Source organism: Streptosporangium heterodermiicola, from assembly GCF_051390675.1.
In the GTDB taxonomy this organism is placed as follows: domain Bacteria; phylum Actinomycetota; class Actinomycetes; order Streptosporangiales; family Streptosporangiaceae; genus Streptosporangium.
Window position 1 is genome coordinate 259,827 of record NZ_JBPJSR010000002.1, and the last position, 23,966, is coordinate 283,792.

At 72.1% G+C, this 23,966-nt stretch carries 19 protein-coding genes; 11 read left to right on the forward strand and 8 right to left on the reverse strand.

Annotation, left to right across the window (positions count from 1 at the left end):
* The first annotated feature begins 170 nt into the window (after positions 1-170).
* The 3 genes from ACSC1Q_RS05015 (at position 171) to ACSC1Q_RS05025 (ending at position 4,263) form a co-directional block, all read left to right on the forward strand.
* Entirely contained in the window at positions 171-2,132 is a 1,962-nt protein-coding gene (locus ACSC1Q_RS05015) for a TRAP transporter permease (RefSeq protein ID WP_436757455.1), read from the forward strand.
* Complete coding sequence (locus ACSC1Q_RS05020; protein ID WP_436757456.1) at positions 2,129-3,109, forward strand: TAXI family TRAP transporter solute-binding subunit; 981 nt, start codon at positions 2,129-2,131, stop codon at positions 3,107-3,109. Before ACSC1Q_RS05015 ends, ACSC1Q_RS05020 begins: the two co-directional genes overlap by 4 nt.
* Positions 3,110-3,198: 89 nt before the next feature.
* Positions 3,199-4,263, forward strand: coding sequence for a sulfite oxidase (locus ACSC1Q_RS05025; protein ID WP_436757457.1), 1,065 nt, complete (start codon positions 3,199-3,201; stop codon positions 4,261-4,263).
* Between the two features lie 27 nt (positions 4,264-4,290).
* Here ACSC1Q_RS05025 and ACSC1Q_RS05030 read toward each other — a convergent pair whose 3' ends face one another.
* Positions 4,291-6,543 (reverse strand): excinuclease ABC subunit UvrA, encoded by a 2,253-nt coding sequence (locus ACSC1Q_RS05030; protein WP_436757458.1) that lies wholly within the window; start codon positions 6,541-6,543, stop codon positions 4,291-4,293.
* A gap of 63 nt (positions 6,544-6,606) precedes the next feature.
* On the opposite strand from ACSC1Q_RS05030, the gene ACSC1Q_RS05035 reads away from it, so the two are divergent.
* Entirely contained in the window at positions 6,607-7,566 is a 960-nt protein-coding gene (locus ACSC1Q_RS05035) for a helix-turn-helix transcriptional regulator (RefSeq protein ID WP_436757459.1), read from the forward strand.
* Positions 7,567-7,584: 18 nt separating this feature from the next.
* On the opposite strand, the gene ACSC1Q_RS05040 is transcribed toward ACSC1Q_RS05035, so the two are convergent.
* The 4 genes from ACSC1Q_RS05040 to ACSC1Q_RS05055 form a co-directional block, all read right to left on the reverse strand.
* The gene (locus ACSC1Q_RS05040; RefSeq protein ID WP_436757460.1) at positions 7,585-8,103 is read right to left on the reverse strand and encodes a DUF2087 domain-containing protein; all 519 of its coding nucleotides are present in this window, start codon (positions 8,101-8,103) and stop codon (positions 7,585-7,587) included.
* Positions 8,104-8,173: 70 nt separating this feature from the next.
* A complete protein-coding gene (locus tag ACSC1Q_RS05045; protein WP_436757461.1) occupies positions 8,174-10,666 on the reverse strand; it encodes a DEAD/DEAH box helicase in 2,493 nt (830 codons plus the stop codon).
* A gap of 127 nt (positions 10,667-10,793) precedes the next feature.
* Positions 10,794-11,534, reverse strand: a complete 741-nt coding sequence (locus ACSC1Q_RS05050) for an SDR family oxidoreductase (protein WP_436757462.1) — start codon at positions 11,532-11,534, stop codon at positions 10,794-10,796.
* A gap of 96 nt (positions 11,535-11,630) precedes the next feature.
* A complete protein-coding gene (locus ACSC1Q_RS05055; protein ID WP_436757463.1) occupies positions 11,631-13,040 on the reverse strand; it encodes an acyltransferase family protein in 1,410 nt (469 codons plus the stop codon).
* Positions 13,041-13,293: 253 nt separating this feature from the next.
* On the opposite strand from ACSC1Q_RS05055, the gene ACSC1Q_RS05060 reads away from it, so the two are divergent.
* The 3 genes from ACSC1Q_RS05060 (at position 13,294) to ACSC1Q_RS05070 (ending at position 16,240) form a co-directional block, all read left to right on the forward strand.
* On the forward strand, positions 13,294-14,544 hold the full coding sequence (locus tag ACSC1Q_RS05060) for a sensor histidine kinase (protein ID WP_436757464.1): 1,251 nt from the start codon (positions 13,294-13,296) through the stop codon (positions 14,542-14,544).
* Complete coding sequence (locus ACSC1Q_RS05065; RefSeq protein WP_436757465.1) at positions 14,535-15,182, forward strand: response regulator; 648 nt, start codon at positions 14,535-14,537, stop codon at positions 15,180-15,182. Before ACSC1Q_RS05060 ends, ACSC1Q_RS05065 begins: the two co-directional genes overlap by 10 nt.
* A 161-nt stretch (positions 15,183-15,343) precedes the next feature.
* Positions 15,344-16,240, forward strand: a complete 897-nt coding sequence (locus tag ACSC1Q_RS05070; protein ID WP_436757466.1) for a ribokinase — start codon at positions 15,344-15,346, stop codon at positions 16,238-16,240.
* Positions 16,241-16,330: 90 nt separating this feature from the next.
* On the opposite strand, the gene ACSC1Q_RS05075 is transcribed toward ACSC1Q_RS05070, so the two are convergent.
* Entirely contained in the window at positions 16,331-16,474 is a 144-nt protein-coding gene (locus ACSC1Q_RS05075; RefSeq protein WP_436757467.1) for a hypothetical protein, read from the reverse strand.
* A gap of 164 nt (positions 16,475-16,638) precedes the next feature.
* On the reverse strand, positions 16,639-17,079 hold the full coding sequence (locus ACSC1Q_RS05080; RefSeq protein ID WP_436757468.1) for a GlcG/HbpS family heme-binding protein: 441 nt from the start codon (positions 17,077-17,079) through the stop codon (positions 16,639-16,641).
* A 280-nt stretch (positions 17,080-17,359) separates the two neighbouring features.
* Here ACSC1Q_RS05080 and ACSC1Q_RS05085 point away from each other — a divergent pair, with 280 nt between their 5' ends.
* Positions 17,360-18,211: a class I SAM-dependent methyltransferase gene (locus tag ACSC1Q_RS05085; RefSeq protein ID WP_436757469.1), complete on the forward strand. Its 852-nt coding sequence runs from the start codon at positions 17,360-17,362 to the stop codon at positions 18,209-18,211.
* 76 nt (positions 18,212-18,287) lie between these two features.
* The gene (locus ACSC1Q_RS05090; protein ID WP_436757470.1) at positions 18,288-19,289 is read left to right on the forward strand and encodes a phosphotransferase enzyme family protein; all 1,002 of its coding nucleotides are present in this window, start codon (positions 18,288-18,290) and stop codon (positions 19,287-19,289) included.
* A 364-nt stretch (positions 19,290-19,653) separates the two neighbouring features.
* Here ACSC1Q_RS05090 and ACSC1Q_RS05095 read toward each other — a convergent pair whose 3' ends face one another.
* Positions 19,654-21,507 (reverse strand): tetratricopeptide repeat protein, encoded by a 1,854-nt coding sequence (locus ACSC1Q_RS05095; protein ID WP_436757471.1) that lies wholly within the window; start codon positions 21,505-21,507, stop codon positions 19,654-19,656.
* Positions 21,508-22,310: 803 nt separating this feature from the next.
* Between ACSC1Q_RS05095 and ACSC1Q_RS05100 the strand changes: the two genes are divergently transcribed.
* Together ACSC1Q_RS05100 and ACSC1Q_RS05105 are read left to right on the forward strand one after the other, a co-directional pair.
* Positions 22,311-22,994, forward strand: a complete 684-nt coding sequence (locus ACSC1Q_RS05100; RefSeq protein ID WP_436757472.1) for a class I SAM-dependent methyltransferase — start codon at positions 22,311-22,313, stop codon at positions 22,992-22,994.
* Positions 22,995-23,024: 30 nt separating this feature from the next.
* The gene (locus ACSC1Q_RS05105; RefSeq protein ID WP_436757473.1) at positions 23,025-23,957 is read left to right on the forward strand and encodes a Ppx/GppA phosphatase family protein; all 933 of its coding nucleotides are present in this window, start codon (positions 23,025-23,027) and stop codon (positions 23,955-23,957) included.
* Positions 23,958-23,966: the final 9 nt, after the last annotated feature.

The window sequence follows — 23,966 nt, forward strand, 5'->3', positions numbered from 1 at the left end:
CCTTTCCTTCGGACATTTCGCTCTCTTCATGCCTCCTCGCGTCTGCCGTGTGGCCCGGTGCGGTCCGCACGGCAGGTGTGACGCGAATGTGACCGCGTCCTGACGGACGGGCGTCAGTGATCTATGTAATGTTCGGTCAAAGGTCGCGGCTCACACGTGGAGACGGCGGTTTGACAGGCACCACATCGGCGGGTTCGGCGAGCGGTACGACAGCGGGCGCCGCGTCGGCGGACGAGCTGATCGCGGAGTTCGACGCGGAGCGGCCCGCCCGGCGGCTCTCCGGCTGGGTGGCCGGGGCCGTCACGCTGATCGCCCTCGGGCTGTCGCTGTACGTCCTGTACCGGGCCTTCCGGCCGGGCTCCGTGCTCCCGTACCGGATGATCTTCCTCGCGGTCGTGCTGCCGCTCGTCTTCGTCTGTTACAAGCCGGGGCGGCGGGGCACCGACCGGCCGGGCGTGGTGGACTGGGCGCTCGCCCTGCTCGCGCTCGCGGCCTGCCTCTACCCGCTGGTGGTCTTCGACGACTTCATCCGGCGCGCCTTCGAGCCGACGGCCCTCGACGTGGTGGCCGGGGCGGTCATCGTGCCGCTGGTCCTGGAGGCCTGCCGCCGCACCGTCGGCTGGATCCTGCCCGCGGTCTGCGTCGCGTTCGCCCTCTACGCCTACTACGGCGGCTACCTGCCCTTCGACTGGGTCATCGGGCACCGCGGCTACGACATCGACCGGATCGTCGTCTCGTTCGTGATGGGCACCGACGGCGTGTACGGGGTGCCGCTCGACGTGGCGGCCACCTACATCATCCTGTTCACCGTCTACGGCGCGGTCCTCGACCACTCGGGCGCGGGCAAGTTCTTCGTGGACGTCTCCCTGGCCGCGTTCCGCCGCTCGCGCTCGGCGCCGGGCCGTACGGTCACCCTCGCCGGGTTCCTGCTCGGCACGGTGAGCGGTTCGGGCGTCGCGACGACGGTGAGCGTGGGCAGCGTCGCCTGGCCGATCCTGCGCAGGGCGGGATACCCGCCCGAGCAGGGCGGGGGAGTGCTCGCCGCGGCGGGCATCGGGGCGATCCTGTCGCCTCCCACGCTCGGCGCGGCGGCGTTCATCATCGCCGAGTACATGCGGGTCGGCTATCTCACGGTGCTGCTCTACGCCACCATCCCCACGGTCCTGTACTACCTGGGCATCTTCCTCGCCATCGAGATCGACGCCCGCAGGTACGGGACGCGGGCGGTCGAGGTGGACGCGCCGAGGTTCTGGCCGCTGGTCAGGCGGTTCGGCTACCACTTCAGCTCGCTCTTCGTGATCGTCGTCCTGATGGCGCTGGGCCAGTCGCCGTTCCGCGCGGTGGTGTACGCCACGCTGCTGGCCGTCGCGCTCTCCTTCCTCGACAGGGAGCACGCCCTCACCCCGCGCAGGGCGGCGAGGGCCCTGGCCGCCGGCACGACCGGGGTGCTGCCGGTCGCGGCGACCTGCGCCGCCGCCGGGCTCATCGTCGCCGTCGTCACCCTCACCGGTCTCGGACTCAAGGCGAGCTCGCTGATCGTCGGGGCCTCGGGCGGGATCCTCGCCGTCACCGCGCTGCTGTGCGCGGTCGCGGTGCTCGTGCTCGGCCTCGCCGTGCCGGTGACCGCGTCGTTCGTCATCGCGGCGGTCATCATCGGGCCCGCGCTGACGGACCTCGGCGTCAGCCAGGCCGAGGCGTACATGTTCATCTTCTACTACGCCGTGCTGTCGGAGGTGAGCCCGCCCACGGCGCTGTCGGCCTTCGCGGCGTCTGCCATCACCGGGGGCAACGCCTACCGGACCATGATGGCGACCTGGAAGTACACGCTGCCCGCGTTCCTGGTGCCGTTCGCCTTCGTGCTCACCCCGGGCGGGGCCGGGCTGCTGGCCCAGGGCACGATCGGGGAGATCCTGGCGGCCACCGGGGTCTCGGCGCTCGCGGTCGCCGCGCTGGCCGCCGCCACCGGCGGGCGGCTGTTCGGCCCGGCGGGTCCCGTGGAGCGGGCGCTGTGCGCGGTGGCCGCGGTGCTGCTGCTGTTCCTGTCGCCCGTGCCCGCCCTCGCCGGAGCGGGCCTCCTGGTCGTGGCCGTCTCCCTCCATCTGGTGATGCGCAAACGAGAGGTGGTTCGATGACCGTCAAACGCGTGGCCGTCCTGCTGGCGGCCGGGGTCCTGTTCCTCACCGGGTGCGGCGGCGACCGGTCGGCCGAGCGGGCCGAACAGGGCGCGGGCCAGAGCGGCGCCGCGGGAAAGCGGCTGTCGATCGCCACCGGCAACACCACCGGCGTCTACTACGTCCTCGGCGGGGGCCTGGCCGACCAGATCGGCAAGAACCTCCCCGGCTACCAGGCCACGGCCGAGGCGACCGGCGCCTCGGTGGAGAACATCCAGCGGGTCGTCAGGGGTGACTCCGACATCGCCTTCACCCTCGCCGACTCCGCCGCCGACGCCGTCGCGGGCAAGGGCGCCTTCACCGCGCCCCAGCCGATCCGCGCCGTCGCCCGGCTGTACGACAACCACACCCAGGTGGTCGCCACCGCGAGCTCCGGGGTGAGGTCCGTCGCCGACCTCAAGGGCAAGCGGGTCTCCACCGGCTCGCCCAACTCCGGCACCGAGGTGATCGCGCTGCGCCTGCTGAAGGCCGCCGGTCTCGACCCGGACAAGGACGTCACCCGGCAGTCGCTGGGGCTGCCCGAGAGCGTGCAGGCCGTCAAGGACGGCGACCTCGACGCCCTGGTCTGGTCGGGCGGGCTGCCCACGCCGGGCCTCACCGACCTGCTGACCTCCCTCAAGGACGAGGTCGCCTTCGTCCCGCTGGACGGGGTGCTGCCCGCGATGCGGGCCGAGCACGGCCCGGTGTACGCCGCGGGGACGATCGCGAAGGACGTCTACGGGACCCCGGCCGACGTGTCCACGATCTCGGTGCCCAACCTGCTCGTCGTGAACGAGAAGATGGACCCCGCCCTGGCCGGGAGCCTGACCAAGCTGCTCTTCGACCGCAAGGCGGAGCTGGAGAAGGTCCACCCCGCGGCCAAGGACATCACCCGCGACAACGCCCAGAAGACCGACCCGGTGCCCCTGCACGACGGCGCGAAGAAGTACTACGGCTGATCGGCGCGAATGTCCCGGACAGGGGTCGTGTCGTGTCCTCGTCCCCGGGTATCCCGAAGCGTGTGAACACCTGGGACAAAAGAGATGACATGGTGGTCCACGGGACCGACCCGTACAACGCCGAGGCCCCGCCGGGTGCCCTGGCCGACCAGATCCTCACCCCGCTCGACACCTTCTACAGCCGCAACCACGGTCCCGTCCCCGACCTGGATCCGGAGGCCTGGCGCCTCACCGTGGACGGCCTGGTCGAGCGCCCGCTGACGCTGTCGCTGGAGGACCTGCGCTCCGGGTTCCCCGAGATCGGCCTGGTGGCGACCCTGCAGTGCGCGGGCAACCGCCGTGCCGGGCTGGCCGAGGTGCGCGACATCCCCGGTGAGGACCCCTGGGGGCCCGGCGCGACCTCCACCGCCCGCTGGAGCGGTGTCAGCCTGGCCGAGGTGCTCGCCCGCGCCGGGCTGCGCCCCGAGGCCGCGCACATCGCATTCGCCGCTCCCGACGTCTCCCGGCTCGCCGATCCGGCCCAGCCCTACGGCGGCTCGATTCCCGTGGCCAAGGCCCTCGGCGGGGACGTCCTGCTGGCCTGGGCGATGAACGACCGGCCGCTGCCCCCGGCCCACGGAGCCCCGCTCCGCGTCGTCGTCCCCGGCTGGATCGGCGCCCGCAGCGTGAAGTGGCTCCAGCGCGTCACCGCGCGGGAGGATCCCTCGGACAACTACTTCCAGGCCACCGCCTACCGACTCCTGCCTCCCGGGGCCGACCCCGCCAAGGCGGGACCCGGTGACGGCATCTCCCTGGGACCCGTCGTCCTCAACACCGCGATCCTGAGCCCCGGCGACGGCGACCGCCTCCGGCCGGGCCTCACGCGGATCACCGGCTACGCGTACGCCGGGGACGGCCGTACCGTCGCCCGCGTCGACGTCTCCCTCGACGGGGGCGGCGGCTGGATCCAGGCGGATCTCGGCGAGCAGGCGGGCCCCTGGGCGTGGCGGCACTGGCACATCACCGCCGAGCTGGGGGAGGGCGAGACCGTGATCGCCGCCCGCGCCTGGGACAGCTGCGGGGCCACCCAGCCGGAGTCGGCCCTGGACGTGTGGAATCCCAAGGGGTACGCCAACACCTCGTGGTCCCGTGTCCGCGTCGTCTGCGCTCCTTGAGGGGACCTCCCGGACCCGCCCGACCCACTACGGGCGGGCCAGGTCGCGGCGGAGGTGTTCGGCGGTGAAGGAGTCCCGCTCGTCGAGGAGGCGCAGCGGCGTGCCCTCGAAGACCACGGTGCCGCCCCGGTCGCCGCCGTCGGGGCCGAGGTCGACGACCCAGTCGGCGTTCTTGATCACGTCGAGGTTGTGCTCGACGACGATGACCGTGTTGCCGCCGTCCACCAGGTTGTCCATGATCCCGATCAGGTGCTCGACGTCCGCCATGTGCAGCCCGGTCGTCGGTTCGTCCATCACGTAGACGCTGCCCTTCTTGTGGAGTTCCCCCGCCAGCTTGATCCGCTGGCACTCGCCCCCCGACAGGCTGCTGAGCGGCTGGCCGAGGCCGAGGTAGCCGAGGCCGACCTCCCGCAGCGTCCTCAGCGTGCGCAGCGGTCCCGGCTCGGTGAAGAACTCCGCTGCCCCGTCGACCGTCATCTCCAGCACGTCGGAGACGGACCTGCCGCGCAGCGTGTGCCGCAGGACCTCGGGCCGGAACCGCCGTCCCCGGCACACCTCGCACCGGGAGGTGATCCCGTCCATGAACGCGAGGTCGGTGTGGATGACCCCGAGGCCCTGGCACTCCGGGCAGGCGCCCTTGGAGTTGAAGCTGAACAGCGCGGGGCTCACCCCGCCCGCGGCGGCGAAGAGGCCGCGGATCTCGTCCATCAGCCCGGTGTAGGTGGCCGGGTTGGACCGGATCGAGGTTCCGGCCGCCGCCTGGTCGATCACCACCGCCTCCGGGTGCCGGACCAGGAGCGCCTCGTTGACCAGGGTGCTCTTGCCCGACCCCGCGACCCCGGTGACCACGGTGAGCACCCCGGTGGGGAAGGACACCGTGACGTTCCTGAGGTTGCGCGCGGTGACCCCGGCGACGGCCAGCGCGCCGGTCGGCTCCCTGAACGACGCCTTGAGCGGCGGGTTGCGGCGCAGGTGCCGCCCGGTGAGGGTACGGGCCCGCCGCAGGCCCTCGACGCCACCCTCGTAGACGATCTCGCCGCCGTTCGTCCCGGCGCGCGGCCCGACGTCCACCACGTGGTCGGCGATCTCGATGACGTCGCGGTCGTGCTCGACGACGAGCACGGTGTTCCCCTTGTCCCGCAGCTCGCGCAGCAGCTCGTTCATGCGCGTCACGTCGCGCGGGTGCAGCCCGACGGTCGGCTCGTCGAAGATGTACGTCATGTCGGTCAGGCTGCTGCCCAGGTGCCTGACCATCTTGATCCGCTGCGACTCCCCGCCGGAGAGGGTGGGCGTCGGCCGGTCCAGGCTGAGATAGCCGAGGCCGATGGTGACCAGGTGCCGCAGCCGGGCCAGGATCGCCGGGACCATCGTCGCCGCGACCGGGGCGTCGATCCCGGCGACCACGCCGACCAGGTGGCGGACCTCCATCGCGGCCAGCTCGGCGATGTTGCGCCCGCCGATCCGGCAGGCCAGCGCGGCCTGGTTGAGCCTCGCCCCCGCGCACAGCGGGCAGCGCCGCGACGAGGTGAACGCCGCCATCGCCTCCCGGCCCGCCCTGCCCTCGACGTCCCGCCTCACGTGGAGCCGGTCGAACCGCTCGGCCACGCCCTCGTACCGCTGCGGCGTCGTCCCGTCCCGCTCCTCGAAGGTGACGTCGGCCGCGCTCCCGTGCAGCAGCGTGTCCCACTCGGCGTCGGTGTAGTCCGCGAGCGGTTTGTCGTTGTCGAACAGCCCCGACTGGGCGAAGATCTTCCACTGCCAGTTGCCGGCCCGGAAGCCCGGCAGCAGGATCGCGCCCTCGTTGAGCGACCTCGACCGGTCGAAGGCGAGGTCGACGTCCAGGGCGATCTTCCGGCCCACGCCCTCGCACTCCGGGCACATCCCGGCCGGGTCGTTGAAGGAGAACGCGTTGGAGAAACCGGCGGGCGGCGTTCCGGCGCGCGAGTAGAGCAGGCGCAGCAGCGGGTTGATGTCGGTGACGGTGCCGACGGTGGAGCGCGAGTTGCCGCCCAGCCGCCGCTGGCCGACGACGACGGCCGCCGAGAGGTTGCCGATGGCGTCGGCGTCCGGCCGGCCGTGGTGGGGCAGGCGGTTGCGGGCGAACGAGGTGAAGGTCTCGTTGAGCTGGCGCTGCGACTCCGCGGCGATCGTGTCGAAGACGATGGACGACTTGCCCGACCCCGAGACGCCCGTGAAGACCGTGATCCGCTTCTTGGGTATCTTCAAGGAGACGTTCCTGAGGTTGTTCTCCCTGGCGCCCGTTATCTCGATGTGGCTCATTCCGGGCAGGCTAGCCACGGTTTAGGTCAGATCCCGGCCGCGACCGATGGCATCGTGGACGGCATGGCCGACACCACGGGACGGGTGCTGAGACTGCTGTCGCTGCTGCAGGCCCACCGGGAGTGGCCGGGGCCCGAGCTCGCCGAGCGGCTGGAGGTGAGCCCGCGCACGCTCAGGCGCGACATCGACCGGCTGCGCGAGCTGGGCTACCCGGTGCACGCGACCACCGGCCCGGCCGGGGGATACCGGCTGGAGGCGGGCACCGCGATGCCGCCGCTGCTCCTCGACGACGAGGAGGCCGTCGCCATCGCGGTGGGCCTGCGCACGGCGGCGGGCGGCACGGTGGCCGGGATCGGGGAGACCTCGGCCCGCGCCCTGGCCAAGCTGGAACAGGTGCTGCCCTCCCGGCTGCGCCTGCGCGTGCACACCCTGCAGACGCAGACGCAGGCGGTGGCGCCGATCGGGGCGACGCCCACCGTGGAGGCGGCCACCCTCGCGCTGCTCGCCCAGACCTGCCGGGACCGCGAGCGGATCCGCTTCGGCTACCGCCGCCGCGACGGGCGGGAGAGCGCCCGGGTCGCCGACCCGTACCGGCTGGCCTGCACCGGGCGGCGCTGGTATCTCGTGGCGTGGGACACCGGCAGGGAGGACTGGCGGACCTACCGGGTGGACCGGCTCACCGCCCCGCTGGGCACCGGCGTGCGCTTCCCGCCGCGAGAGCCGCCCCCCGGCCACGTCGAGGAGTCGATCCTCGCCCCCATCAGCCGCCACCGGGCGGTGGTCGTCGTGCACGCGCCCCTCGCCGTGGTCGCCGAACGCTTCTCCGGGCCCGACTGGACGCTGGAGGAGCTGGACGGGCACAGCTGCCTGCTGCGCACCGGCGGCGACTCGCTGGAGTGGCTGGCGCTCACCGTCGGGCAGCTCGGCCTGGACTTCACCGTACGGGAGCCGCCCGAGCTGATCGACCACCTCCGGACGCTGGCCGCCCGCCTTCAGGCCTCGACGGAGCCGCCGCGCCGGTAGGTGTCGCCGCTCGCCTTCCTAGGCCTCGACGGAGCCGCCGCTGCGCCAGTAGACGTTGTTCGCCCTGCTGAGCATGGCCTCGTCGACCAGGTAGCGGCGCAGCGCCGCGTAGTCGTCGTGGAAGGCGCGCAGCGCGACGTTCACCTCCTTCTCGGAGTATCGGACCCCCGGCTCGAAGACCTGGACCACGTAGTCGAGCACGACGAGCTGCTTGTCGCGCTTGGTGGGGATCGCCCGCAGCCGTCCCTCGACGAGGAAGGACTGCAGCACCCTCTCCTCGGGGGAGACCGGGGTGGCGGGCCTCGCCGTGGCGTGCAGCAGCTCACGGAAGCGCTCGCGCCGCACCTCCCACTCGCCGCCCTCTCCCCGTACGGCGAGCCCGCCGCGTTCCAGGCGGTCCAGCGCGCGCCTGACCGCCTCCCTGTCGAGGCCGGACTCCTCCTCCGGCTTGCCGCCCAGCACCAGGGCGGCCAGCACCTTCAACGTGTCTTCCTGGTACAGCAGGCCCAGCACCTGCCTGATCGCGTCGTCGCTCATCTCGCCATTCTTGCCGGTCCCGTCGGATATTTCCGCGCCCGAGGACGGCGGCCGCGACGGCCCGGGGTCGTCAGAGGCGGTTCAGGCCGATGACGTGGACCACCGCGCGGCCCTCCTCGTCGGAGGCGGCGAGGTCGACCTGGGCGTCGATGCCCCAGTCGCCGTCGCCCGCCGGGTCGGAGACGACCTGGCGGACCCGCCAGAACTCCTTCTCCTCCTCGATGCGCAGCAGGCCGGGACCCCGGGCGTCCGGGCCGGTGCCGATCTCCTCGTGGTCGTCGTAGTAGGCGTCGAGCGCGGCGCCCCAGTCGACGTCGGGGGCGAGCTGCTCCAGCTCCTGCTCGTTCTCCACGGAGGCGAGCTCGATCAGGCGGAACATCGCGTTGCGGACCAGCACGCGGAACGCGCGGGTGTTGGCGGTGACCGGCCTGGTGCTCTCCTCCAGCGAGGGCGCCTCCACCTCCCCTGTCGGGTTCTGCAGCTGCTCCCACTCGTCCAGGAGGCTGGAGTCGACCTGGCGGACCAGCTCGCCGAGCCACTCGATGAGGTCGACCAGGTCCTCGGTCTTGAGGTGCTCGGGGATGGTCCGCGACAGGGTGCGGTAGGCGTCGGCGAGATAGCGCAGCACGGTGCCCTCGGAGCGGGTCAGCTCGTAGAACTGCACGTAGTCGGCGAAGGTCATCGCCCGCTCGTACATGTCGCGGACGACGCTCTTGGGGCTGACCATGTAGTCGCCCACCCAGGGGTGGCCGCGCCGGTAGGTCTCGTACGCGCCCAGCAGCATGTCGGCCAGCGGCATGGGGTACGTGACGTCGTTGAGGAGCTCCATCCGCTCCTCGTACTCGACGCCGTCGGCCTTCATCAGCGCCACCGCCTCGCCGCGCGCCTTCTTGAGCTGCGCCGACAGGATCTGGCGGGGGTCGTCGAGGATGGACTCGATGATCGAGACCATGTCCAGGGCGTAGTTGGGCGACTCCATGTCGAGGAGTTCCAGGGTGGCGAGCGCGAAGGTGGACAGCGCCTGGTTCAGGGCGAAGTCCTCCTGCAGGTCGACGGTGAGGCGGGCCATCCGGCCGTGGTCGTCGGGCTCGCTCAGCTTCTCCACCACGCCCCCGGCCAGCAGCGACCGGTAGATCGCGATGGCCTGGGTGATGTGCCGCCGCTGCCACTTGCGGTCCTCGTGGTTGTCGGTGAGCAGGTGGCGCATCGCGGCGTAGCAGTCGCCGGGACGGTTGATCACCGCGAGGAGCATCGCGTTGCTGACCTTGAACCGGGAGTTCAGCGGCTCCGGCTCGGCGGTCTGCAGCTTCTCGAAGGTCTCCTCGCTCCAGCCGACGAAGCCCTCCGGCGGCTTCTTGCGGGCGAACCCGCGCCGTCGCTTGGGGTCGTCGCCGATCTTGGCGAGGGCCTTCTCGTTCTCCACGACGTGGTCGGGGGCCTGGCAGACGACGTAGCCGATGGTGTCGAACCCGGCCCGGCCGGCCCGCCCGGCGATCTGGTGGAACTCGCGGGCGCGCAGCCGCCGCACCTTGTTGCCGTCGTACTTCGACAGCGCGGTGAACAGCACGGTCCTGATCGGGACGTTGACACCGACGCCGAGCGTGTCGGTGCCGCAGATGACCTTCAGCAGGCCCGCCTGGGCGAGACGCTCCACCAGGCGGCGGTACTTCGGGAGCATCCCGGCGTGGTGCACGCCGATGCCGTGCCGCACGAGCCGGGAGAGCGCCTTGCCGAACCGGGTGGTGAACCGGAAGTGGCCGATCATGGAGGCGATCGCCTCCTTCTCGGCCTTGGTCGACATGTTGATGCTCATCAGCGCCTGCGCCCGCTCCATGGCCGAGGCCTGGGTGAAGTGGACGACGTAGACGGGGTACTGGTTGGTGGTGAGCATCTCCTCCAGCGTCTCGTGGAGGGGTGTCATCCGGTACGAGTAGACGAGCGGGACCGGGCGCTCGGCGTTCTTCACCACCGCGGTGGGCCTGCCGGTGCGCCGGGTGAGGTCCTCCTCGAACCTGGTGACGTCTCCCAGGGTCGCCGACATCAGGATGAACTGGACGTTCGGCAGCTCCAGGAGCGGCACCTGCCAGGCCCAGCCGCGGTCGGGCTCGGAGTAGAAGTGGAACTCGTCCATCACCACCTGGCCGATGTCGGCCGCGGCGCCGTCGCGCAGCGCGACGTTGGCGAGGATCTCCGCGGTGCAGCAGATGATCGGCGCCCCGGGGTTCACGCTCGCGTCGCCGGTCATCATCCCGACGTTCTCGGTGCCGAACACCGCGCACAGGTCGAAGAACTTCTCCGACACCAGCGCCTTGATCGGCGCGGTGTAGAAGGTGCGCACGTCCCTGGTGAGCGCGGTGAAATGGGCTCCGGCGGCGACCAGGCTCTTGCCCGAGCCGGTCGGGGTGGCCAGGATCAGGTTGTTTCCCGACACCACCTCGATAAGAGCCTCCTCCTGCGCCGGGTAGAGGGTCAGTCCCCGTTCGGAGTTCCATTCGACGAAGGCGTCGAAGATGGCGTCGGGGTCGGCGTCGATCTCTTCTGGCAGGCGGTCTACGAGGCTCACGGTTCAATACTGCCGAAGAACTTGAGGTGGTCGGACCGGAGGCGGTCACGGATCACCTTACATTCCAGGTAAAGTGCGTGACTTTGTGTAGTTATGGCTGCTTTTTTCGGCATAAATGCTGATCAAATCAGATGATGCCGCCGTTGACGCGAAGTACCTGCCCGTTGACCCAGCGGGCGGGACCGGCGAGGAACGCCACGGCCTCGGCGATGTCCGAGGGCTGGCCCAGCCGTTCGAGCGGCGGCTGGGCGGCCAGCCTCGCGATGGTCTCCTCGTCCTTGCCGTCCAGGAAGAGCGCGGTGGCGGTGGGGCCGGGCGCGACGGTGTTGACGGTGACGTCCCTGCCGCGCAGCTCGCGGGCGAGGATGAGGGTGAGGCCCTCGACGGCGCTCTTGGAGGCGACGTAGGCGCCGTAGCCGGGGAAGGACAGCCCGACGACCGAGGTGGAGAAGGTGATCAGGGCGCCGCCCCGGCGCAGCCTCCTGGCGGCCTGCTGGGCGACGGCGAAGGTGCCGCGTACGTTGACGCTCAGGATGCGGTCCAGCGTCTCGAAGTCGAGGTCGGCGAGCTGGACGGGCGGGCCCATGATCCCGGCGGCGTTGACGACGACGTCGACGCCGCCGAAGGTCTCCTCGGCCGTGTCGAAGAGCGCGGAGACCGCGGCGGGGTCGCTGACGTCGGCCCGTACGGCGAGGCCCTGGCCCCCGGCCGCGGTGGCCTCCTTGGCCGCGGCCTGCCCCTCGGTGTCGTTGCTCGCGTAGTTGACCACGACGGCGTACCCCTCGGAGGCGAGCCGCTCCACGACCTGGCGGCCGATGCCTCGGGAACCTCCGGTGACGACGGCGACGCGAGCCGGTGCGGTGTTCATGATCGATGCTCCCTCTGCGAGTTTGTGTACACAATGTACATATATCAGTATATGCACATACTGTTCATATATGCCATAGGGGGTCCGGGGCATCCGTCACCGGGGGGACGGGACGCGGAGCCGTCCGGCGCGCCCGCCCGGCCGTGAGCCGGGCGAGCCGGGGGCGCTCGGTGAGCGCGGCGAGGTGCCGCGGGAGGAACCGCGGGAGGAGCCGGTGAGCGCCAGGCCCACCACGATCGCGCCCGCCCCGGCCACGGGTGCCACCCCCGGGACGAAACCGATCACCGTGAGCGTGAGCAGGCCCAGCCCCACCAGCGCGGCGGCCACCAGGACCCTGACCGTCCCGCCGGTGTACGGCCCGGCCGCGGGCGGCGTCTCGAACCGGGCGAACCCCCGCAGCAGCGGCCACATCGCCAGGGCGAGCATGAGCAGCCAGTGCGGCCAGCCGGACAGCCAGGCCGGGGTACCCGGCGCGGGGGTGGAGATGCCCAGGCCCACCACGACCACCGAGACGATGACGAACAGCGCGCTCATGTGCCACAGGTAGAGGGTCATCATCCGGTCACCGGCCCAGCCCAGCGCCCGCGAGACCCCCGGCCACCCCGCGAAGGAGACGATCCACCGGCGCAGCGCGAGCGCCAGCCCGATCTGGCCCACCCCCACCGCGAGCAGCGCGACCGTGGGCGGCGCCATGTTGGAGACGGCCCCCGGCATCCCGATCATGCTGAGCGGGTACGGGCCGAAGGCCACCAGCGCCGCGCCCAGGCCGTACCCGCCCAGGGCCAGCACCCAGGGACGGCCCAGCCTGCCGTCGGCGTACAGGAAGCCGAGCTGGTGCACCGCGAGCCAGACCAGCGCGATGTTGGGGAGACCGGCGACGTCGAGGCCGCTGGTGAAGCGCAGGACGTCCACCGCCACGGCCCCCGCCGCCAGCGCGGCCGGCACCCGCCAGCCGTACAGCATGTTGAGCCTGAGCATCGGCGTGGTCGCCGCCACCGCGACGAGATAGATCGCCAGGAACCAGAGCAGCTGCCCGGCCAGCCGCGAGGCGGTCAGGACCGGCTGCTCCGGCACGCCGAGCGCGAGGAGCAGGTGGGGGAGGGGCAGCCAGACCGCCGCGAGCGGGACGACCGGCCAGGCCAGGCGGCGCAGGCGCACCGCGAGCCACACGGGGGTCGCGTCACCGCGCCGGGCCGCGCTCCGCCGGCTGATCGCGTTGGCCGCGCCGCCCGCGAAGAACACCAGCGGCATCACCTGGCTGATCCACGTGATCATCCACGCGTTCCCCGCGGCCAGCGCGTTGCCGGTGGAGATCCGCCCGTCCGCGAAGGAGAGCAGCGGAATGCTCCAGTGCTGCAACACCACCAGGACCATGCCGAACACCCGGAGCACGTCGATGAACGGGTCACGCCCGGCGGGCGCCGGTGCCGTGCGGGGCGCCGTGCGCGTCGTGCGGCGGGCGGGAGTCGTCGCCAGGAGGTCTGTCGGGGGCGCTGCCGTTCGCACTGCCGGGCCGGGGATCACGGCGGTCAAGGGGAGCTCGATTCTCAAGGAGGGAGGAGAAGATCTCAGTGATCGCGAGGGGACGGTGCGGGGGATCGCGATGGAAGAAGCCTCTCTCCGGGAGCCCGGCGGCACAGTGACGCGCGCAGCAGTCTTCTCGCCCGATCCCCCCACCATCCCGGGTAGTGCTGGCCCCACCCCCGAAAGCGGGCACGCAGGGTCGAACGAGGGTGCCGGTCCTCGTAGCGTGGGCGGCATGAGAACCCTCCTCAGCCGCATCGGCACCGACACCCGCTACCTGGTCGTCGGCTTCCCGTTGTCCATCATCTGGTTCGTCCTGATGGTGGCCGGTTTCGCCGCGGGGGCCGGCTCGGCCGTCGCGTTCGTGGGGCTGCCCATCCTCGCGACGACCCTCCTGGTCGCGCGGGGGTTCGCGGATGTCGAACGGCGCTGGCTGCCCGAGGTGCTCGGCCGTCCCGTGGCCCGGCCGAGGTACCGGCCCGCCCCGGAGAACGCCGGATGGTTCCGCAGGATGATCAACCCGTTCACGAACGGCCAGTCGTGGCTCGACCTGCTCTACGGCATCGTGGCCTTCCCGATCTCCATCATCACCTTCGTGCTGGCGGTGGCCTGGTGGGCCGGATCGATCGCCGGGCTCACCTACCCGCTCTACGGGTGGATCGTCTACGCCATCCCCGGCAACGACGGGGGGCTCGGCATGCTCCTCGGCCTGGGCGGCAGCCTGTGGGTCGAAGTGATCATCAACACCACCATCGGCGTGCTCTTCGCCCTCACCCTCCCGGTGATCGTGCGGGGCGCCGCGCTCGTCCAGGCCGGGCTCGGCAGGGCGATGCTGACCGGGGTCGCCGAGCTGCACGACCGCATCGACGACCTGGCCGAGGGCCGGGCCGCCGCGGTGTCGGCCGAGGCCAACGCGCTGCGCAGGCTGGAGCGCGACATCCACGACGGGCCGCAGCAGCGCCTGGTCTCCCTGGCCATGGACCTGTCGCGGGCCCAGCGCCAGCTCAGGCGCGACCCGGCGGGCGTCGAGCAGATGCTCGGCCAGGCGATCACCTCCACCCGCGAGACCCTGGACGAGCTGCGCGCCCTCTCGCGCGGCATCGCCCCGCCGATCCTCAGCGACCGCGGCCTGGCCCCCGCGCTCGCCGCGCTCGCCGGGCGCTGCACCATCCCCGTCGAGCTGGACGTCCAGGTCGAGGGCCGCTTCTCCGCCGCCGTGGAGAACACCGTCTACTTCGTCGTCGCCGAGTCGCTCACCAACGTCGCCAAGCACAGCCACGCCACGGTCTGCACCGTGACGCTGAGCAGGACGGGGGACTTCCTCATGCTGACGATCGGGGATGATGGGGTAGGCGGCGCCCATGTCGCCAAGGGGCATGGCCTGTCGGGTCTGGGTGATCGCCTGAAGGCGGTCGACGGTGAGCTGGTGGTTGACTCACCCACCGGAGGGCCGACGGTCATAGTGGCGGAGGTTCCGTGCGGGTAGTTGTGGCCGATGACGCGGTGCTCATCAGGGAGGGCCTGATCAGGCTCCTGGAGGAGTTCGGCTGCCAGGTGGTCGCGGCGGTGGGTGACGGCGACGGGCTGGTGAAGGCCGTCGCCGAGCACCGTCCCGACGTCTCGGTGGTGGACGTGCGGATGCCGCCCGGCTTCACCGACGAGGGGTTGCGGGCGGCGGTGGAGGCGCGCCGGAGGGTTCCGGGCACGCCGGTGCTGATCCTGTCCCAGTACGTGGAGGTGTCCTATGCCGACGATCTGCTCGCCGACGCCAGGGGCGCGGTGGGTTACCTGCTCAAGGACCGCGTCGTGGACGTGGACGACTTCATGGGCGGCCTGCGCACGGTCGCGGCCGGGGGCACGGTCTTCGACCCGCAGGTGGTGGCACAGCTGATGGTGCGACGCCGCCGCGACGATCCCCTCGCCCAGCTCACCCCGCGAGAGCGCGAGGTGCTCGGCCTGATGGCCGAGGGCAGGTCCAACCCGGCCATCGGCCGCCAGCTGGTGGTCAGCGACGGTGCCGTGGAGAAGCACATCCGCAGCATCTTCGCCAAGCTCGGCCTGTACGCCGAGGACGGCGACCAGCACCGCCGCGTCCTCGCGGTCCTGGCCTACCTGCGTTCCTGACCGTACCGTTCTCGCGCCTACGCATCCCACACCCGCGTTCCCGCGCCCGCTCCCACACCCGCGTTCTCGTATCCGCGCTCTCACACCCGCGTTCTCACGCAGGTGTTCCCGCGCCCTCACACCCGCTCTCACATCCGTGTTCCCGACCGCGAGGAGGAACAGTGATCTCGGTCTTCGGCAGTGCCAACATGGATCTCGTGGCCTACGTCGACGTCGCCCCCGCGCTCGGCGAGACCGTGACCGGCCGCGCCTTCGCCACGGTCCCCGGTGGCAAGGGGGCCAACCAGGCCGTCGCCGCCGCGCGGGCGGGCGCCGAGGTGGCCTTCCTCGGGGCGGTGGGCGACGACGCCTTCGGTGCCGAGCTGCGGCGCACGCTCGCCGGGGCGGGGGTCGACGTGACGCGCCTGCGCACGGTTCCCGGCCCCTCGGGCATCGCCCAGATCGTGGTGGACGGCGACGGCGGCAACTCGATCATCGTGGTCCCCGGCGCGAACGGGACCGTGACCGCCCCCTCCGAGGCCGAGATCGAGGTCATCTCCCGGTCCGACATTCTCCTGCTCCAGCTGGAGCTCCCCATCGAGGCCGTCACCGCCGCGGCCAGGGCCGCCCGCGCGGCCGGGACCACCGTGGTCCTCACCCCCGCGCCCGTCCAGCCGCTCCCCGCCGAGCTGCTGGAGGCCGTGGACGTCCTGGTGGCGAACGAGCACGAGGCCGCTGCGATCACCGGTCAGGACGACCACGAGCGCGCTCTGGAGGAGCTGAGGGGCACGGTCGGCTGGGTGATCATCACCCTGGGGTCGCGCGGTGCGCTCACCGCCTCGGGCGACGGGCCCGTCGTGCGTGTCGAGGCTCCCGAGGTGGCCGTGGTGGACACCACGGCCGCGGGCGACACCTTCGTGGGCGCCCTCGCCGCGGCCCGCGTCGAGCGGCGGCCCGCCGACCTGGCCGTCCGCTTCGCCACCGCGGCCGCGGGCCTGTCCGTCCAGCGCGCGGGTGCCAGCACCTCGATGCCCACCCGTGCCGAGATCGACCGGAGCCTTCCGGGAGCCGGTGCCTGACCCCGGCGTGCCGGGGCGTGCCGGTGGACCGTTCGCGGGCGGCCGCGACGCCCCCGGAAGGGGGCGTCGGCGCGCCGGGGGACGGATCGTCTAGCCGTTGATCAGCGACGTCTCCGACAGCGTGAGCAGGAAGGCCCCGGCGGCGAGCAGCGCGATCGGCCAGGACCGGCTGATGGCGGACCAGATCGCGGCGGCCAGGAAACAGACCAGGGCGAGCAGCACGAGAACGTCCACGGGAATCCTCCAAAGGGTCACCCCCAGACGATCATCGTCTGGGGCAAGCCCTCACTGCCCCTTGACCATCCGAGGTAACACGCCGCACCCCTGTTTCATCGGGGGGATGATTTCCGCCGACCTGCTTTCTATCGATATATCCGCCTATGCCCCTTCCAAGAGGGCTATGCCCCTTCCCAGAGGGCCGCGGCGGCCTCGGCGCAGGCGACGTCCTGGGGAACGGTGCCGCCGCTGACGCCGACCGCGCCCGCCACCTCGCTCATCACCGCGCCCACCCGGCGCCCGTCACCGGGCTCCCCGGGCTCCCCGGACCCCCCGAGCGGGACGCCGCCGCCGAAGCACACGTACCGGTCACCTGCCAGGCCGTACAGCTCGCCTCCAGGCAGGACCAGCGGCGCGAGGTCGGCGGTGGGCATGCGGTGGGCCACCGCGGTGTAGGCCTTGCCGGGGGCGAGGACCGGCCCGGTGATCCGCGCGCCGTCCATCCGCTGGAACGCGACCAGGTGCCCGCCCGCGTCGACCACGGCGACCGAGATGAGCGCGCCCTCCCGCGCGGCCTGCCGCACCGCGGCCTCACACATGCGCAGCGCGAGTTCCAGGTTCACCGATCTCCTCACCGTCTCGAAACCGTTCCGGCGGCCTTCGGCGTGGACGGCCGGGTGCGCGTGCGCCGCCGTCCGGGTGGTGCGAGATGTCATAACGATGGGACGCCCGCGCGGGCCCTCCGGAGGACCGGAACGAGGCGGGACCGTCGTCCCGAGAGGGAAGTGGCACCTCTGGGCGACATCCCGACGATGTTCACCAAGAGTGATATCTCCATCGCCCAGGGATACGATCTCGTCACTGGCGGGATCGTCGAGGTGTCGTCCCGACATGGGGAGAGGCATGCACAGTCACAACCGCGCGAGCGTCGTTCACCAGCTCAGATACGCCCTCGGCCATCCCGGGCGGGTCCCCCGGCACCTGAGAAGGCTGACCAGGAACACGTGGCTGCGCCTGGGCAACCGCGACCACATCTCCTACTACCGGGCCGTCATGAGGTCCGACACCGCGCGCAGCCCCCACGCGGCCGTGGGCAGCAGGTCGTACCGGCGCTGGGTGGCCCTGGGGAAGATGCAGTTCGACTATCTCGTACGGCACGGCCTGAGGCCCGAGCACCGCATGCTGGAGATCGGCTGCGGCAACCTGCGGGCCGGGCGCCTGTTCATCGGCTACCTCGATCCGGGAAACTACTACGGCGTCGACATCTCCCCGGACATCCTGCTCGCCGCCCAGGAGACCCTCGCCACCTACGACCTGCGCGACAGGTTCCCGCACCTCCTGCCGGTGAGGGATCTGCGCTTCGACGCCCTGCCAGACCGGGCGTTCGATGTCGTCCACGCCCACAGCGTCTTCTCCCACTCCCCGCTCCACGTGATCGAGGAGTGCTTCCGCAGCGTCGGCCGGGTCGTGCGGCCGGGAGGCTGGTTCGACTTCACCTTCGACCGGACCGAGGGCAGGGAGCACCACGTCCTGCGCGAGGACTTCTACTACCGCGCCGAGACCCTGCTCGACCTGGCCGCCGAGTGCGGGCTCCGGGCGGCCCTCATGGACGACTGGGAACGGCTCCCGCACCGGCAGTCCAAGATCCGCGTCACCTTCCCGGCACCGGAGACCTCCGAGGACCACGCCGTGGAGGGCCCCGTCCGCGAGGCCGTACGGGTGGCGCCGGGGGGCGGGGAGGAATCTCGGATATGATCTGGCGCCTCGCGCGACCGACCCGCTCACGCGACCGAGCCGGGGGAAAACCCGCGCGACCGACCAGGGGGAGACGATGCGGGCCCACGACCTGTCCGCCGGGGGCGACGTGCTGGCCCGGGTGCACGAGGTGGCCCGCGAGGCGACCCGGATCCACGGCCTGATCGGCGCCGAGGTCACCCTGGTCAACGTGTCCGAGAACGCCACCTACCGGGTGGACGACCTCGCCGCGGGGACGCGGTCCATCCTGCGGGTGCACCGGCTCGGCTACCACTCCACCCCGGCGATCCTGTCCGAGCTGGCCTGGCTGGAGGCGCTCCGCGAGCAGGCCGGGATCCGCACCCCCCGGGTGATCCCGGCTCCCGATGGCTCCCGGGTGCTGACCGTTCCCGGCCCCGAGCCGCGCGACTGCGTGATGTTCGAGTTCCTGCCCGGTGCCGAGCCGTCCCGGGACGACCCGGTGCCCGGCTTCGAACGGCTCGGCGCCCTCACGGCGCGGATGCACCGGCACGCGCGCGGGTGGTCCCGGCCCGAGGGGTTCACCCGTTTCCACTGGGACCACGAGGCCGCTCTCGGCGCCGAGTCGCGGTGGGGCCGCTGGCAGGACGGCCTGGGGGTGGGGGCCGAGGCGCGGGCCGTGCTGGGACGGCTGGACAAGGAGGTGCGCGAGCGGCTCCACCGGTTCGGCCGAGGCCGGGAGCGCTACGGCCTGATCCACGCCGACCTGCGCGCCGCCAACCTGCTCGTGGAGGGTGAGGACCCGCCCGCGGTCATCGACTTCGACGACTGCGGCTTCGGCTGGTACCTCTACGACCTGGCCGCGGCGGTCAGCTTCGTCGAGCACCGCCCGGAGGTTCCCGGGCTGCTCGACGCGTGGGTGCGGGGCTACCGGACCGTCCTGGACCTCCCGGCCGAGGACGAGGCCGAGATCTGGACGTTCGTCCTGTTCCGCCGCCTGCTGCTGGTCGCCTGGATCGGCACCCACACCGGCGCGGACATCGCCGCGGAACTCGGCTCCGGCTACACGGAGGACACCTGCGAGCTGGCCGAACGATACCTCGGTGGCTCGCTCGGCTGACGGCCCCGCTCACCTCCGCCCGCCCATCGCCCGTCACCACCCGTCTCCGTCCGTCACGCGTGGGCACGGCGTTCGCGTACGGGGCGTCCGATGGCGTGGCTTACGGTGACCGCGCATCGGGAAATCGCTCCTATCCACCTCCGGTCCCGGGGATACGGGAGGGCGAATACGAGACGTCGCGCGCATCACCGTGTGTATGACGGATATTCCGATAACGGGATTTTCCCGGACGGGGTCATCGCCTTACCGGCCGTGACTTTCCGAGCCGGTAAGGCGATGACCCCGTCGGAATCCGGAATGTTTTCCGGCGCCCGGCCGGTCCCCGACCAGACCCCTGCCAGGCCCGGCCGGGGACCGCGCGAGGTCAGGACTTCAGCTCGCGCCTGATGTCATCGTCGTCCGGGGCCAGCTCCAGCGCGCGGGTGAGATCGGCGACCGCCTCCGCGTCGCGTCCGGCGGCGCGCAGCGCCATCGCCCGGTTGAACAGCAGGGCGGGGTCGTCCCCGGCGTCGAGGGCCCGGGTGAAGTCCGCGACGGCGCCCTCGGGGTCGCCGGTCTCGAACGACAGCAGCCCCCGGCTCGCCCAGGCCGCCGCGAGTGAGGGAGCGAGCTCCAGGGCCCGGTCGAAGGCGGTGCGCGCCCTGTCGTAACGGCCCTCCGCGGTCTCCACCTGGCCCAGCGCGCACAGCAGGTACGGGTTGGCGGGATCGATCGCGAGGCCGGTCTCCGCGTCGGCCCTCGCCGCCGCGTACTCGCCGAGCGCGGCCAGCAGCCCCGCCCGGTTGGCCAGGCCGTCCACGAACTCCGGGTCCAGCTCAAGCGCGTGGTTCAGGTCGGCGAGCGCGCCCCGGTGGTCACCCGAGGAGAAGCGGATCTCGGCCCGGTTGTAGTAGGGCTCGGGGAAGGGCGGGCCGACCCGCATGGCCGTCTCGTAGTCGGCGACGGCCGCGTCCATCCGGCCCAGCCGGTGCAGCAGGTTGCCCCGGTCGATGTAGTAGTCGGGGTAGCCGGGATCGGCCGCGATCACCGCGTCCAGGTCCTCCAGCGCCTCCTCGGGGCGGCCCAGCATCACGGCGAGCTGCGCCCTGTTGGCCAGCAGCACCAGCCGGTGTATCGGGTGCTCGCCGGGCCGCAGGTCGCGGTCGGCCAGGGCGACGGCCTCCTCGACCAGCTCCAGGGCCTCGGCGGGACGGCCGCGCCGTACCTCCACCAGCGCCCGGCCGTTGAGGTCGAACCCCATCTTGAACGCCCGCTCGCGCGGGTCGGGCAGCAGCGAGGATATGGCGATCGCCTGGTTCACCAGCGCCAGCGCGGCGTCGGGGTCGCGCCGGGCCCGGTCGTGGTGGCGCACCTTCAGCATCCCGGTGGCGTAGGCGGCCGAGGCGTGGACCACGGGGGAGAGGCTCTCCCGCCTGGCCAGGTCGAACAGCGCCTCCGACTCGTCCTCGCGGCCCAGCGCGGCCAGCGCGGTCGCGGTGCTGTGCAGGATCCGCCACCAGGTCGCGGGATCGTCCTCGGGGCCGGTGAGAGGCAGGGCGCGTTCGCCGAGGTCCACCACGGCGTCGTGGTAGCCCTCGTCCAGGCACCACTGCACCGCGAACAGGAACGCCGCCACCGCGCTCGACGGGTCGCCGCCGCGCTCGCGGTGGTACGGGATCGCGCCGAGCCGCGCGCCGACCGTCGCCTCCCGCTCCAGCTCGTCGGCGAGGGCGTCGTGTCGTTCCGCGTCGTGCCGTTCCGCGCCGGGCGGCTCCTCGGGGGCGGTCCGCTCGCGGGTCACCACGGTCAGCAGCTCCCCGGGGACGCGGCGTCGCAGCACCGTCAGGAGCTCCAGGTCTGTGGGGTCGGCCAGGTCGGCGTTCTCGACGACGAGCACGCGGGGGCCGGTCTCCGACAGGTGCTCGCGGACGAACTCGGCCAGGCCGTTGGCCAGGCGCAGCGTGCGGCGCGGCGCGTGCACCAGGATCCGTTCCGCGCCGGGCAGGCTCGCGGCCACCGACCGGCGCCGGGCGGGGATCAGGTCGCGCAGGTCGGGTGCGACGGCGCGCAGCTCGATGTCGTAGCGGGCGACGAGCTCGGGCCGGGCGGCGGGCAGCAGCGCGGCGACGATCGCACCCCCGGCGGTGTACGGCCCGCGCAGGCGCCGGTCCGCGTCCACCGCGAGCGGCGGCGGCGCGGGAAGAGACGGGTTGCCCTGCGGGTACGGTCCCCGACTCACCGGACTCCTTTAACTCGATTAGCTGATATTTGATGATATATGGCTACGCCAGGAGCCGGCGCCCATCCCTGGACGCCGGTTCTGCGATTGTGTCTCAGCCGACGTGCTTAGGACTGGCGGTGCCGCTGAGTGCGATGGTGCCAGGCTTGTGAACAATGAAGTGCTTCATTATCGGCCTTCCTCGCGAATAAGAACAAATTGCAAGTATTCGCAGTAATCGCCCATACTGACAAGATCTATTACTTATCGTGGCCGGATCCGGACAAACCCCTGGACAGGTGCCGAACGGTGGTGTTGGCGCTAACGGTGCGGCCCGCCCGTGTCGTGGCGGACAGCGCGGCATGGCGGCGACGTGGCGGCGGGGAGGCGGCGGGGAGGTGTCAGGGAGGCGTCAGGGGGCGACCCGTAGGACGATGTCGTGTCCCAGGGAGCTCGGCTTGCGGGTGAACTGCCGCGACGGCGCGGTCACGAACTCGGCGTAGGCGCCGGCCCGGCGCGGAAACCACGGCATGCCGTACACCTCGTCCCCCCGCCTCCAGGGTGCTCACCCCGAAGCCGGTCTCCTCGACGACACCGGAGACGTCCTGGCTGATCGCCCGCATAAGGGTCACGACGGCCCTCCCCGATCTCTCGCCGTTCTTTCCGCAGGTGGCGCCGCCCGTGCGGGGCGGTGTGGATCACGCTACCCCTCCGGGCCCCGGAGACCCGGCCGCCCTGCCGTCCGCCGGGACGAGAGTCGTGCCGGACGCCCTCGCGTCCGGGCCGCCGCGCGTGGCCCCCGCCGGGGGTGAGACCCTGGGGCGGTGAGGGAACCGAGGAGCCGCTGGGCGGACATCGCGGGGGACGACGCAGGGGAGCGGTACGCCGAGCGGTTCGCCCGGCTCGCCGAGTCCGGGGCGGACACGCACGGCGAGGCGCGGTTGTGCGCGGAGCTGCTGCCGCCGGGCGCGCGGGTGCTGGACGCCGGATGCGGCACCGGGCGGGTGGCGATCCGGCTGGCCGAGCTGGGGTACGACTGCGTGGGCGTCGACCTCGACGCGTCCATGCTCGACGTCGCCCGGCGGGCCGCGCCGAGGCTGCCCTGGATCCTCGCCGATCTGAGCGACCTGGGTGATCTCGGCGACCTCGGTGATCTGGGTGATCTCGGTGATCTCGGTGACCGTGAGGATCACGCCGTACGGAAGGGTGCGTCCTTCGACATGGTCGTCGCCGCGGGCAACGTCATCCCGCTGCTCGCCCCCGGGACCGAGGCGCGGGCCGTCGCGGGGCTCGCGGCGCTGCTGCGGCCCGGCGGGCTGCTGGTGAGCGGGTTCGGGCTGGACGCCGCGCACCTCCCGCTCGCCTCGGCGACGGTCACCCTGGCGGACTACGACGGCTGGTGCCGGGCGTCGGGGCTCGCCCCGCTGCGACGCCTGGCCACTTGGGACGGCATCCCCTACGACGGCGGCGGATACGCGGTGAGCGTCCACACGCGCACCGCTGCCTGACAGGCCTCGCGGGAGTAGTAACTTCATCCCATGCGACTGGGCGTTCTCGACATCGGTTCCAACACGGTCCATCTGCTGGTGATGGACGCGCACCGGGGTGCCCGGCCGCTGCCGGCGTACTCCCACAAGGTGGACCTGAGGCTCTCCGAGCACATGGACGACGGCAACCGGCTTTCCGCGCGGGGCGCCGCGCGGCTGCGGGGGTTCGTCGAGGAGGCGCTGCGGCTCGCCGAGGACAAGGGCGTCGAGGACCTCATGGCCTTCGCGACGTCCGCGGTCAGGGAGTCGGTGAACGGCGAGGAGGTCCTCGCCGGGATCAAGGCCGACACGCAGGTCGACATCGAGGTCCTGTCGGGCCAGGACGAGGCGAGGCTGACGTTCCTGGCCGTGCGCCGCTGGTTCGGGTGGTCGTCCGGGCGGCTGCTGGTGCTGGACATAGGGGGCGGGTCGCTGGAGATCGCCTCGGGCATCGACGAGCAGCCCGACGCGGCGGTGTCGATCCCGCTGGGGGCCGGCCGGCTCACCCGCGACTGCTTCACCGCCGACCCGCCGCCCGCCGACGAGGTACGGGCGCTGCGCAGGCACGTACGGACCGAGATCGCCCGCACGGTGGGAAACGTGTCCCGGTACGGCCGGGCCGACCACGCGGTGGCGACGTCCAAGACGTTCAGGCAGCTCGCCAGGATCGCCGGGGCGGCGCCCTCGAACGAGGGGCCGGCCGTGCGCCGGGTGCTCAGGCACGCGGACCTGGTCGGGTGGACCGACCGGCTGATCAGGATGAGCACGAGGGAGCGGGCCGCGCTGCCCGGCGTCTCCGAGGCGCGGGCGCCGCAGCTGCCGGCCGGGGCGATCGTCGCCGACGCCGCGATGGACCTGTTCGGGGTGCCCCAGCTGGAGGTCTGTCCCTGGGCGCTGCGCGAGGGAGTGATCCTGCGCCGGCTGGACGCGATGCCGGAACCGTGAGGTTTACCA